The organism is Candidatus Methylacidiphilales bacterium, from assembly GCA_025056655.1.
In the GTDB taxonomy this organism is placed as follows: domain Bacteria; phylum Verrucomicrobiota; class Verrucomicrobiia; order Methylacidiphilales; family JANWVL01; genus JANWVL01.
The window spans coordinates 23940-35354 of sequence record JANWVL010000073.1 but is presented as its reverse complement, the minus strand read 5'-3'; the positions used below and the strand labels follow the sequence as shown (position 1 = coordinate 35354).

Below are 11415 nucleotides of genomic sequence, written 5' to 3'. Positions count from 1 at the left end.
TTCATAGAGGGGGAGGATATTCCAGCGGATGCGTTCCTCGATGTCATCGAGTAGGAATCGTATGGGAGGATAATTGGTGAGGAATGGGAGATGAATGAATGGTTTATGAATCAAGTGGTAAGGCCAGATTCGTTTGTATTTATCTCGAGGGACACCAGGAGGTCTTTTGTTGCCCATCCAATAGGCGACGAGGGCTCCCTCTTTTTCGAATTCACGTGCTGTATGATTGAGATGCCAACTATTCATCCCCGCGAAGAGGGCACGGATGGGGGAGGGGGAGTTCATGATTTTAACTTTCTGCGCGATGCCATTGCTTCCTTTTTCTTAAAAAGATCCAGGTGCCCAAGACAGGTCCCAGCAACCAGCAGTTTGCAGCGTATGCCTGTAACATTGCGGATAAGTCGTGCTGCTGGATCATGAACACTGACGTTATAGGAATCAATATGGCTCCTAAGAGAGTAAGACTGACGAGAGGTTCTTGTTTATGGGCGCGTAAATAGGTGGCGTAAGATATTAGAAAATGATTGGCTAGACTTGCTAGGATGAGGTTGGAGAAGTGATGAGGCTCTAAAAATCGAGAAGCGAGTCGAGGATAGATTTGTTGTAGGATGACTAGTGCAAGAAGGACGATGAAATTGAGGAATAAGAGGACTAAGGTTGACTGTGTCAAAGAACGTATAAAGAGCCTGTCAAGCGGCTTCCATTTTCGTTGAGCGACAAATTCACACATTTGTGGGCTTTTGGTGTAAATCCAAGCAAGGCTAACGCTCGATACAGCAGCTAATAAATTTGAACTCATTCCCAATCTTCCTGCGGCTGATGGTGAATCGAAATGGAAGACAATCGGATTTAGAAGTTGGAACATTAAATATCCGTTAATGAAGCTGAGTGCACTTCGCCATTGCATTGGCCAAATTTCTTTCATCCATTTGAGTGATTCGTGAATCACAACTTCGAAAAAGATTTGTTTCAAGAAGCGACTATAACGATATAACAGCCATAGCGTGAGATAACCAAGTGAGGCTAAGTTTGCCAAAGCAGCGGCATAGAGTTTCCCGCCTGATATCAGGGTGGTCCACATGGCGAGGGTCATGCTGATAGTTGAAAAAAAACGGGCTTGAGCTATTTCCTCTACTTTGCCGCACCCTTCGATCAGGTTGAGCAAGAGATTGAGTATAAAAAGTCCTAGTGTGGTAATGACTAGAAGAATCCAGGGCAATTTCCAGGAGACTCCTGAGTTATCGTTTGAGAAGAGTGTCCATCCTAAGAGGGTGATGACTGTGAATGCAAAAGGGAGTATTGAGAAATAAAAACGCGCGGCTTTGCGAAAAAGCGAAGCTAGACGAGAGAGTGCGGCGGGGTCACCAGTTAGTGTTCCAGTGGGTTCCCATTGTAGTTTGGCTTTTTCATGGCCTGCATAGAGCAGTAGGACATTCCCAATTCCTAACTCAAAAAAAACTTGGGCTGCTATCAAGCTCCAGAAGGTATAATAGTATCCCTGCTCTGTCGGGCTCAGAACTGTAGCAATCAGGAGAAGAGAAATTGGACCGATGAATAGGGACCAAAATTTACTGCCGGCACTGAAGAGGATAGCGCGATCCACTCCGATTTTTTTAAGTAGACTTTTCATTCCAACTCGGAAAGTTAAAGTGCTTAATAGCTCGCACTGCTTAGTTCTTTTCGGCTGCCTAAGATTTTTTTAAGGAGTGAACAAATCCAATCACACTTCAGTAAAGGACAAATGAATAAGGCAAGTGAGCAAAATAAAAGGCCTCTCCGAAATCCCGAAACACTTGCTATTCTCAAACAATAGGACCGCCAGTAAATGCTCGGTCGATCGGTGCCTCTAAGAATCGTGGCAAGCATTCTTATCAACAGTGGACGTCCGAGCCACGCTCTATAGACGCTACGCAGAGATTGATAGAGTTCCTGTTCGACTCCCTCTAGCTCAATTAGTGAGGTCATTCCGAATAGTAGTTTCCATCGGCTCCAGCTCTGCGGGTCGTATCCACCGGATTCGAACATTTGTTGGGGATAGAGAAGGATGTTGAGTCCATCACGAACCCCTACGAACTTCATCGCAACGTGCGGGCCTAGGCTGTAAACTGTATGATAGCCGACATTGAGATACTTCAAAGCTAAGGGGCGGTTTACGATAGTAGAGGACAAGTGCAGAAAGTTGCTGATGATCCACGAATTTTCACAGAGCTTAGATAGTGAGCTTAGGGAGGAGATTTTTTGGGGGCGATGGATGTTTATTTCAGGATGATTGCAGCCGGATTGAATCATCAGTGTGTGTTCATCGGCTTCCGCTATAGCTTGGAAAGCTGTTTTGATAGCATCAGCGAGGATGGGATCGTCATCGCCTAGCCACCAGATCCATGAGGTTTGAGCAAGTTCAAGCGTTCGGAGAATATTTGCACACATTCCGATGTTGGCTACATTTGAATGATAATAAAATCGTCCCTGAATAGGCTCGACGAGAGGTCTAATTGTGTTGAGGAGGTTGGGGTCACCGGCGTTATTTAAGACAAGCAAATAAACGCGCGGGTCGTTGAGTTGAGGCAAGAGTCTTTTGATTTGTGTGATCAATGCTTGTGTCCTGTTAAAGGTTGGAATGGCGACTGTCAGGACAGGGGTTGTTACTGAGTTGATGGTCAATTTTTCAGGGTCCATATTTCGTAACTTTCATCGAGGACAAAGGCGGCGTGGAAAGTTGCTATGTGGATGCAGCAGGAGTTGAGAAGTGGGGTGAAAGGTTGTGCGAATTGGGTGTCGAAAACGAAGAGAGCGTTCCTTTTTGTTATCCAGTTTTGAAGGTCTTGATGGATGTCTTTGGGGGATCGTTTTCGATGGCGGTCCCATTTGACAAAGGTGCCGAATTCTCCGCGGTTGAGGTAGTAGATGGGGCGTCCGAGCTGGTAGGCGATGGAAGAGACGGTGTAGTCGATTCCGCCGACGAGTTGGAGGCTCGGATTTTTTTTAAGCTCTTCTCTTATGATTTCTGCGGCTAGGGGTGCGGCGCTGAAGGGATGTCGGATGTCCTTAATCAGGTGTCTGACGCCGCCTAGCATGCTTAGAACCATGATGGTGACGAGAGTCCACCGTCTTAAATTATCCCTTAGCCAATCGCGGTCCCGACTCATCAACGCTAGGATTATAAGGAACCAATGTCCGTTGTGGCGATAGCCGCCGGAGTAGATACAAAGACTGATGGTTAAAAAGATCGAGAGGCTTGTTAGGAGGAGGATTTTTGTGTTTCGCGAGCTTTTTCGAAGCAAGATGGTGAGGATGATTAGAAAGAGGAGGGTGAAGAGAAGATTGGGGATCTGCGTGTGGGGATGATTTTCCCAGAAGTAAGGCCAGCGGAAGGTGATCGGGGCTAATGTTGAGAAGAAGCGAGTGATGGCGGTGGTGAGATCGCTCCATCGGGGAAGCTGGCTTAAATAAGTGGGATGAAAAAAATCTTGTTGCGGAGAGGGGATTGTGAGCCAAGCGGCAAGAGCGAGGTTGGAGGCAAAGATTAATCGGGTGCGCAGGCAGCCCTCGCGCTGCAGCTCAAGATTTAGCCAGTAGATTAGGGTCAGGACCCATCCGTAGAGGCTGGTGAAAGCGACAAGAAGAGCTGCTGCGACCCTTAATGGGCGTGGAGGCGCGAGGAGCGCGATCATCCATAATAAACAGGCCAGGGAATAGGTGCGCGCGATGATTCCGTATTCGTATAAGAAGAAGTAGGAAAATAGGCTTAGTAGGCGCAAGGGAAAGTTTAGCGGGCAGAGGATCAGCCACAGGGTGGCTGTGCCGGCGGCGATGGTGGCTTGGGTGATCCAGAGGGCGTCGGGACCGCTCAAGCCGCTTTTTGAGATGAGCCTTAGTAGGAGGTGCCATAGGGGGGGGTGCCCCTCGTAGCGCAGGTTATGGAGCATTTCTGAGAGTGACGCTGAGTCGGCTGCTAGCATGTAGGCTTGGGCTTCGTCTCGCCACGGCTCATGGAAGTGTCCGAGGTAGAGAAATAGGAGCCAGAGGAAGAAGTAGGTGAGCAATGGCTTAGAACGGATTAGGGTCTCGAGCGATGGCATCAGGAGATATTTTGGTTGGATAGACTGGTGGAGTCATCACAGAGGGCAATATAATTTTGATCTCGATTTGATGGGATAGGTCGGGCAATTAGGGAGCATCTATGGTGTATTTGGTGAAATGTGGTGTGGAGTGGCTGTTAGGAGTAGAAGGGAAGTTATCGGAGATCTCTGAAGAGTGCGTGAGGGCATATTTGGAAGGCCGGGTATCGGTTGGGGAACTTGTGGGGGTTCGAGGAGCTGAGCGGTTTTTGTCTGATGATGCGGCGCTTGCGGCGCCATTGCTTGAGCAAGAGATCTGGGGTGCTGGGGTGACGTATGCGCGGAGTCAAGCTGCGCGAGTGAGTGAATCTCAGGGATCAGCTAGTCTTTATGATAAGGTATATGTCGCTGAGCGTCCGCATCTTTTTTTCAAAGGGCTAGCTTGGAAAGCAGGTGGGCATCGTGATTATGTGGGGTTTCGGGCTGATTCTTCGTGGAGTGTGCCTGAGCCGGAATTGACGCTTGTGATTTCGCCGCAAGGGAAGGTGATAGGGTTGACGTTGGGCAACGATGCGACGGCGCGGGATATTGAGGCGAGTAATCCGCTTTATTTGTCTCAGGTGAAGATTTATGAGCATTCTGCTTGTTTTGGTCCGAGGATGCTTATTTTTGATAATCCTCCCGATTGGCGGAATTGGACGATCGAGATGGAGATTGAGCGCGCTGGAGAGCGGATTTTTCAAGGGGCGGTGTCGTTGGGGCAATTGAGGAGGTCATGGGATGAGCTTGTGAGTTGGTTGTATCGTTTTCAGGATTTTCCGCATGGTGCGGTGTTATTGACGGGCACGGGCATTGTTCCTCCCGACTGGTATTCAATGAGGGAGGGGGACTTGATAAAAATTCATTGCGAGCCGTTGGGGACGCTGGTTAATTATGCGAGGCAGATAAATTCGAAGAAATAGTGGATGGGTTGCTTAATTGAATTCTTTGTTCTAGCCTGGAAGGCATGAGGGAGTGCAAGGTCGGTGTTTTGGTTGTGGGGTTTGTGATAGGGTTTTTTGGCTGTGTTTTGGGTTATGCGCAAGGGATTGTTCTTTCGGATCGTGATGCTCTATACATTGGGAAGAAAATTTGGAAAAATGAGTGCAAAGGAACGGTGGAGGGATTGACTTCGTGGAATGAGGGTGAGGAGTTTGCTTCGCTGGGGATTGGGCATTTTATTTGGTATCCGAAGGGGCAGAAGATTCGGTATTACGAAAGTTTTCCGCTTTTGATGAAATACTTTGAGGAGTTGGGGATTTCCAAGCCTTCGTGGCTGCATTCGACGGCGAGATGTCCGTGGCCAAATCGCGCGGCGTTTATGCGGGATTTGGATTCACCGCGGATGCGTGAGTTGAGGGAGTTTCTCGTTCGCACTATTCCATATCAGGCTCGCTATATGGCGAGGCGGCTTGAGAATTCACTGCCGAATATGCTTCGGAATATTGAAGATCCTGTGACGCGTGAGCGGGTGCGTTTTCAATTTAACCGCGTGGCTTCGCATCCGCATGGTATTTATGCATTGATGGATTATGTGAATTTCAAGGGGGAAGGGTTGAAGCCACAAGAGGAGTATAATGGCCATCGTTGGGGATTGATGCAGGTTCTCAAACATATGCGTGGCACGGAGCGTGGGGCTGCGGCGTTACGAGAGTTTTCGGATGTGGCGATTGCAATATTGACACGACGCGCTTTGAATGCGCCGCCGGGGCGCAATGAAATGCGATGGTTGCCGGGTTGGCGCAATCGTTGTCTGACGTATCGCTTGGATTGAGCGTGATGAAAGTTTTGCTTTGGGATATTGATGGGACGTTGATTTGTTCTGGGCAAGCTGGGGAGCGGGCGATTAACTATGCGATGGAGGAAGTTTTTGGGATCCGATCGTCTTTGGAGCATATTGATTATAGGGGGCGAACGGATCGGTTTATTGGTTATCAGTTGTTTGAATACTATGGAGTGGAGCCGACGCCGGAGCATTTGCATTGTTTTATTGAAAGTTATCTGAGGCATTTGGAGAGTGAGCTTCCTAAGAGCCCGGGTAAGACGCATCGGGGGGTGGTGGATATTTTGCAGCAGGCGCATGATCATCCGGGATTTATACAGGGGTTATTGACTGGAAACATGCGTCGAGGGGCGGAGTTAAAACTGACCTTTTATAAGGTGTGGCATTTTTTTTCTTTTGGGGCGTTTGCGGATGATAGTGTTTTGAGAAATGAACTGGGGCCTATTGCGTTGGAGCGAGCGGCAGAGGTTGCGGGGCATTCGATTGAACCTGAGAAAGTGTATGTGATAGGGGATACGCCACACGACATCGAGTGCGGGAAGGTGATTGGCGCGCAAACTGTGGCTGTGGCGACTGGGGCTTATGATGTGAAGACGTTGGAGCGGTATTCTCCGAGTGTTGTTTTTCCTGATCTAGGAGATACGAAAACTTTTTGGAGCTGGATTGAGAATCATAACGGCTGAGAATAGAGAGGTTATGAGTGGTGTTGCGCTTGCGGTTGAATCGCTTACGCATTGTTTTTCGATGGGGTGGAGAAAGCCTCGGCTTAAGGCGGTTGATCGGTTAAGCTTGAATGTTTCGGAGGGAACGATTCATGGTCTGCTGGGGCCGAATGGCTCCGGTAAAAGCACGACGATAAAGTGTATTTTGGGGCTTATTGTGCCGCAAGAGGGTAAGATTACGCTTTTTGGGGAGGTTTTGCCGTCGCGGGCGATTCGGCGGCAGATAGGTTATATGCCGGAGAGTCCTTACTTTCCTAGGTTTTTGACGGGGCGGGAATTATTGGATCTTCATGGGCGTCTGTGTGGGTTGGGTATTGAGGAGATACGGAGGCGTTCGGGGAGGTTGTTGAGGAGGGTGAGGATGGAGGAGGCGGCAGATCGGCCGCTTTCGAGTTATTCTAAAGGGATGCTTCAGCGAATTTCATTAGCTCAGGCGTTGATTCATGAGCCTCGGTTGGTTATTTTGGATGAACCGACGGCGGGTCTTGATCCGGAGGGTTCTCATGAGATTCGTGAAATTTTGTTGGAGCTTAAGAGGCAGGGGTGCACTTTGCTGATTACTTCTCATCTTCTTGATCAGATGGAGCGAATTTGTGATGATGTTACGCTTCTTTATCGTGGGGTAGGGGTTTATAGTGGATCGATTGATGGTTTGTTAAAAGCTCCGAGGGGGCTTGAAGTGAGGATTCTGGAAGCAGATGTGTCGCGGGTTGAGTATTATAGAAGACAGTTGTCGGAGTTTTTTGTGGAGCCGATTGAGGTTGAGCCGATGCGGATGAGTTTGGAAGATCGCTTTTTGGAGATGATGAGGCAACATTGATGATGTGATGTTACGGGTTGTTGTTGTTCTTGCGCAGTTATCGTTTCGGGATTTGATGCGGCAACGGACGTTGCATTTGATTTTTCTTTTTGCGTTTGTGATTTTGGCTTTGACGCCACTTTTTATTGAGCTTTCGTTTGCGGAGCAGTTGAAGTTTGTGAAGGATTTTTGTTTTGGGGCGATGGTGATTTTCAATGTCGCTATGGCTTTGCTAGGGGCTAGCCATTTGCTTTGGGGGGATATGGAAAGTAGAAGCTTGTTGACAATTCTTGCGAAGCCGGTGGATCGTTGGCAGGTGATTGTTGGAAAATTTTTGGGTTTGGGGTTGATGTTGGCTCTGACGATTGGATTTATGACGGTTATGGCTTTTTTGATTAGCCAGTGGAAGAAGGGTATGGTTATCGAGGAAGAGAAGAAGCTTTGGGGTGAGGGAGCGGCGGCAATTGTGGAAAAGATTGAGCAGGAGAATCGGCCGGAGCTTTTTTTTCAAGCGGCGGTGTTGGTGTGGTGCAAGGCGGTGATTATGGCTGCGATTACTTTGTTTTTGACGACTGTTGCGACGTCACCGATTTTTAGTGTGTTGTGTGGGGTGTTGATATATTTGATTGGGCATTTGCAAGGGGTGGCTCGGGAGGCTTTGTTGACGGGGGAAGTGAGTAGGGCTGTGGAGTGGCTTTTGTGGGGGTTGCAGCGTGTGATGCCGGATTTTAGCATTTTTGCGCCGCTAGAGGCGATCTCGACGCAGGGGTCGTTGTCGTGGGGTTATGTTGGGCAGGTCGTGGTTTATGCGGTGGTTTTGTGTTGCGGTGCGCTTTTGCTTGGGATAGTGGCTTTTCAGAGGCGGGATTTTTGAGCTGCGGGGGGTAATTTTTGGGGGGAACTATGGTGTGGGCACGTCACTGGCGGGGATGGCGCGGAGCTCGTTAAGAGTCCATGGTGCTCGACGGTTGCCAACTTCGGCGCGGATGGCGGCCACTTGTTGAGGGGTGATGGGGGGTGCGTTGTTGCCCCATTCTTGGCGGATGTAGGTGAGGATGTGGGCGATTTGTTCGTCTTTTAGGATGTCTTTTTGAGCGGGCATGTTGCCGTTGTAGGGTTGACCTTTGACGGTGATGGGGCCTTCGAGGCCGTTGAGGACGAGTTTGATGAGGTGGTTGGTGCCCCACCCGTCGCGGCCGAGGACGTATTCGGAGTCAGCCAGCGGCGGGTATTGTCCTGCGAGGCCTAGGCCTGTGGCTTGGTGGCAGGCGGCGCAGTTGGCGGTGTAGAGGCGTTTGCCGATGGCGATGGGGTCGATAGTTTTTTGTGTGGCGGTGGCGGTGACTGGGCCCCAGGTGATGAGTTTTTCGTCGTAGACGTCGTGTTTGAAGCCGCCAGAGTAGAAGAAGAGATAACCGCCGCCCCAGAAGATGATGATGGAGAAGAGAAGGACGAGCCATAGGGGTAGGGGCTCGAGGCCGTCTTGAGGTTCTTGTTTTTCTCGAAGGATGGCGGCGTGGATTTTCTCGACGTCGGTGTCTTCGTTGTATTCGAGTGCACGGGTTTGGGCTTCGAGGGATTCGGGGGTTTCGTTTTGTGGGTCGTTGGGGGGTGGGGTGGGGGCGGTGCTCATGGTTGTTCTGGAATTTCGGGTAATGGGTAGGTGCGATCTAGGGAGATGAGGTAGGCGACAAGGGCGCGGGCTTCGGCGGTGGGGACGACTTCATAGCCGGGTGGTGGGGCGTATGGGGTGCCTTCGAGTTTTAGGGCGTCGGGTGAGGGGGAGCCTTGTATTTTTCGTGTTTCATAGAGGAAGTGGTAGGGGGGCATGATGGAGCCTGGTGAGACGAGTCGAGGGGCGTAGAGGTGGAGGTGGTGTTTGGCAATGGCGGCGGCGTCGGTTCCCCAGCGGCGGCCGATGTTGGTGAGGTCGGGGCCGGTGCGCATTGTGCCGAGGAGGACGGGTTTGTCGTGTATGTAGTCTCTTGGGACGGTGCGACGGGAGCCCCAGCCGCGGGCGATGTCGGATCCGGTTGTTTCTGGTCGAATTTGTTGGGTGTGGCAATACATGCAGCCGTTTTTTTCGTAGACGCGTTTTCCTATGAGAGCCAGGCCGGGCGAGGGGGGGGGGAGGATGTCTTGTGTGTCGGGGTCTTGGTGGGGCGGGAGGTGACCGATGAATAGGACGGGCCAGAGGATGAGGCCGAGCCAGGCAGAGGCGAAGGTGATGAAGATGCCAAAGAAGAGGGTGGGGAGTCGGTTCATGGGTTATGATTGAGAGGTGGAAGTGACGGGTTCTGGGATGGGGTGGAAATAGGTGGGGCCGCTTTTTGGTTTGCCGAATCTGAGGAGCATCAGGACGAATTGGATTGCAAAGGCTATATGGCCGATCAGGATCATGATGCCCGATAGGGAGCGGATCCAAAGGAATGGGATTGTGAGATCGACGGTGGCCATGAAGCTGATGTTGGGGTCGTTGAGGGCGAGGCCTTGTATGAGACCGCCGACACTTAGGATGAGGAACATGACGCTGATTCCGATGGCTGTGCACCAGAAGTGGATGCGGATAAGTGTGGCGGAGGGCCATTCCCAGCGAAGTAGTCGCGGGACGATGTAGTAGATGGAGCCAAACATGATCATCGTGTAGAAGGCGTAGAGGCCGAGGTGTGCGTGACCGACGGTGTAGTGGGTGAAGTGGGTGATGACATTCAGGGATCTTATGGACATGGAGGAGCCTTGGAGGGAGACTAGTGTGTAAGCCATTGCTCCGAAGACTACGAAGCGGAGTGTGGGGGAGTAGCGGAGGAGGTGGAAGTGGCCGCGCATTGTCATGTGGTGGTTGATCGCTACGGTGACAACGGGTATGACCATCATGACCGAAGCGACTGTGGAGACTGAGATGAGCCATACGGGGTAAGGTCCACCGATGAGGTGATGCATGCCGTTCCAACTGTAAAAGAAGGCTAGCGTCCAGAAGCCGACGACGGATAGGTAGTAGCTGTGGACGGGGCGGCCGATGACTTTGGGGATGAAATAGTAGGCTGCGGCGAGGCCGATGGGGGTGAACCAGAGACCGAGGGCGTTGTGGCCATACCACCAGTTGACGGCGCCTTGGGTGACGCCTGCTACGGGGGTGAGGATGAGGAGGATTTGGGCTGTGCCGTAGAGCCATGGGAACCAGAATAAGGCAGCTAGTAGATACCATTGGGAGACGTAGATGTGTTGGTTTTTATCGCGCCGAATGAAGAGTCTGACAGCCCATATAGCTATGATCGCAAATGCTGTGAACAGGGTGAAGGTGGCATAGGTGGGGAACTCTAGCCATTCGATGGCGTAGCCATCTCCGATGAGGATGCCGATTATGCCTAAGGTGACGCCGATATTCCATAGGATACCTGCAGAGATTATGAGGCGTTGGCCTTCGAGCGGGACGCGGCATAGGCGCGCCATGAGCCAGATGGCGACTCCGATGCCGGCCATGGAGGCCCAGCCATATGCGACGGCATTGACGTGCGCTGGGCGGATGCGTCCGAAGGTGAGGAGGGCGTCGAGCCATGCGATATTGGTGCGGTGAAATTCTGGGGAATGCATTACGATAGAGCTGATGAGGCCGAAGAGTGTGCCGATGATGAGCCAGAAGATGGCGGAGGCGAAGAAGAAGAGGATGGGGAGGCGGACGGATTGGTCTATGGCTATGCGTTGAGCTGTGGTGGGATCAAGGGGGGTGTTGGGGGTGGTGTTCATAACCTTGTTTGAGGAGGATTTTGGGGGTGAGTGAACGATGGGCGTGTGGGGATGTGTGGGGGTATCTTTTGATCAGGGAAACGGTCGGAGAGTTGGCCTATGGGTTCTTCTTGGTCAAAAATTTGGGTGGCGATCTGGTCGAGGTGGTCGAATTCGCCGCGTCGGGCGGTCCATGTGAAGGCGGCGATGGCTGAGATGGCCATTAGGATGATTGCGGTGAAGATGATGATGGGAACGGCGATCATTGTCGGGGTTTGGCTTGTTTTGGTG

Annotated in this window: 13 protein-coding genes; 5 read left to right on the top strand and 8 right to left on the bottom strand. The window is 51.1% G+C overall.

The features are described 5' to 3' along the window. From NZM04_04390 to NZM04_04375, 4 genes are all read right to left on the bottom strand, one after another. Positions 1–285: hypothetical protein (locus NZM04_04390; GenBank protein ID MCS7063273.1), on the bottom strand; the 285-nt coding region annotated here is incomplete at its 3' end. Positions 286–289: 4 nt separating this feature from the next. Continuing rightward, positions 290–1630 carry a hypothetical protein gene (locus NZM04_04385; GenBank protein ID MCS7063272.1) on the bottom strand — a complete coding sequence of 447 codons (1341 nt, stop codon included), beginning with the start codon at positions 1628–1630 and terminating at the stop codon, positions 290–292. 23 nt (positions 1631–1653) lie between these two features. Beyond that, complete coding sequence (locus NZM04_04380; GenBank protein MCS7063271.1) at positions 1654–2676, bottom strand: glycosyltransferase family 2 protein; 1023 nt, start codon at positions 2674–2676, stop codon at positions 1654–1656. Then, positions 2658–4079, bottom strand: a complete 1422-nt coding sequence (locus NZM04_04375) for a hypothetical protein (GenBank protein MCS7063270.1) — start codon at positions 4077–4079, stop codon at positions 2658–2660. The genes NZM04_04380 and NZM04_04375 overlap by 19 nt, the downstream gene beginning before the upstream one ends. 125 nt (positions 4080–4204) lie before the next feature. Between NZM04_04375 and NZM04_04370 the strand changes: the two genes are divergently transcribed. From NZM04_04370 to NZM04_04350, 5 genes are read left to right on the top strand one after another with little or no spacing between them, the layout of a single operon-like run. Next, positions 4205–5020, top strand: a complete 816-nt coding sequence (locus NZM04_04370; protein ID MCS7063269.1) for a fumarylacetoacetate hydrolase family protein — start codon at positions 4205–4207, stop codon at positions 5018–5020. A gap of 44 nt (positions 5021–5064) precedes the next feature. Continuing rightward, positions 5065–5871, top strand: a complete 807-nt coding sequence (locus tag NZM04_04365) for a hypothetical protein (GenBank protein MCS7063268.1) — start codon at positions 5065–5067, stop codon at positions 5869–5871. A gap of 5 nt (positions 5872–5876) precedes the next feature. Further along, positions 5877–6563 carry a haloacid dehalogenase-like hydrolase gene (locus tag NZM04_04360; GenBank protein MCS7063267.1) on the top strand — a complete coding sequence of 229 codons (687 nt, stop codon included), beginning with the start codon at positions 5877–5879 and terminating at the stop codon, positions 6561–6563. A gap of 13 nt (positions 6564–6576) precedes the next feature. Further along, positions 6577–7422: an ABC transporter ATP-binding protein gene (locus tag NZM04_04355; protein ID MCS7063266.1), complete on the top strand. Its 846-nt coding sequence runs from the start codon at positions 6577–6579 to the stop codon at positions 7420–7422. 7 nt (positions 7423–7429) lie between these two features. Continuing rightward, the gene (locus NZM04_04350; GenBank protein ID MCS7063265.1) at positions 7430–8275 is read left to right on the top strand and encodes an ABC transporter permease; all 846 of its coding nucleotides are present in this window, start codon (positions 7430–7432) and stop codon (positions 8273–8275) included. A 27-nt stretch (positions 8276–8302) separates the two neighbouring features. Here NZM04_04350 and NZM04_04345 read toward each other — a convergent pair whose 3' ends face one another. Genes NZM04_04345 through NZM04_04330 form a run of 4 tightly spaced genes read right to left on the bottom strand, consistent with a single transcriptional unit; the run spans position 8303 to position 11390 of the window. Then, positions 8303–9034 (bottom strand): cytochrome c, encoded by a 732-nt coding sequence (locus NZM04_04345; GenBank protein ID MCS7063264.1) that lies wholly within the window; start codon positions 9032–9034, stop codon positions 8303–8305. Continuing rightward, the gene (locus NZM04_04340) at positions 9031–9666 is read right to left on the bottom strand and encodes a cbb3-type cytochrome c oxidase subunit II (protein ID MCS7063263.1); all 636 of its coding nucleotides are present in this window, start codon (positions 9664–9666) and stop codon (positions 9031–9033) included. Before NZM04_04340 ends, NZM04_04345 begins: the two co-directional genes overlap by 4 nt. A 3-nt stretch (positions 9667–9669) precedes the next feature. Beyond that, on the bottom strand, positions 9670–11145 hold the full coding sequence (locus tag NZM04_04335) for a cbb3-type cytochrome c oxidase subunit I (GenBank protein ID MCS7063262.1): 1476 nt from the start codon (positions 11143–11145) through the stop codon (positions 9670–9672). Next, positions 11142–11390 carry a hypothetical protein gene (locus NZM04_04330; protein MCS7063261.1) on the bottom strand — a complete coding sequence of 83 codons (249 nt, stop codon included), beginning with the start codon at positions 11388–11390 and terminating at the stop codon, positions 11142–11144. The genes NZM04_04335 and NZM04_04330 overlap by 4 nt, the downstream gene beginning before the upstream one ends. Between the last annotated feature and the right edge of the window lie 25 nt (positions 11391–11415).

What these genes read in the sequence shown, in the direction of transcription:
- NZM04_04385 (MCS7063272.1), bottom strand. Translation starts at nt 1,630, where the DNA reads ATGAAAAGTCTACTTAAAAAAATCGGAGTGGATCGCGCTATCCTCTTC.
- NZM04_04380 (MCS7063271.1), bottom strand. Translation starts at nt 2,676, where the DNA reads ATGGACCCTGAAAAATTGACCATCAACTCAGTAACAACCCCTGTCCTG.
- NZM04_04375 (MCS7063270.1), bottom strand. Translation starts at nt 4,079, where the DNA reads ATGCCATCGCTCGAGACCCTAATCCGTTCTAAGCCATTGCTCACCTAC.
- NZM04_04365 (MCS7063268.1), top strand. Translation starts at nt 5,065, where the DNA reads ATGAGGGAGTGCAAGGTCGGTGTTTTGGTTGTGGGGTTTGTGATAGGG.
- NZM04_04360 (MCS7063267.1), top strand. Translation starts at nt 5,877, where the DNA reads ATGAAAGTTTTGCTTTGGGATATTGATGGGACGTTGATTTGTTCTGGG.
- NZM04_04355 (MCS7063266.1), top strand. Translation starts at nt 6,577, where the DNA reads ATGAGTGGTGTTGCGCTTGCGGTTGAATCGCTTACGCATTGTTTTTCG.
- NZM04_04350 (MCS7063265.1), top strand. Translation starts at nt 7,430, where the DNA reads ATGTTACGGGTTGTTGTTGTTCTTGCGCAGTTATCGTTTCGGGATTTG.
- NZM04_04345 (MCS7063264.1), bottom strand. Translation starts at nt 9,034, where the DNA reads ATGAGCACCGCCCCCACCCCACCCCCCAACGACCCACAAAACGAAACC.
- NZM04_04340 (MCS7063263.1), bottom strand. Translation starts at nt 9,666, where the DNA reads ATGAACCGACTCCCCACCCTCTTCTTTGGCATCTTCATCACCTTCGCC.
- NZM04_04335 (MCS7063262.1), bottom strand. Translation starts at nt 11,145, where the DNA reads ATGAACACCACCCCCAACACCCCCCTTGATCCCACCACAGCTCAACGC.
- NZM04_04330 (MCS7063261.1), bottom strand. Translation starts at nt 11,390, where the DNA reads ATGATCGCCGTTCCCATCATCATCTTCACCGCAATCATCCTAATGGCC.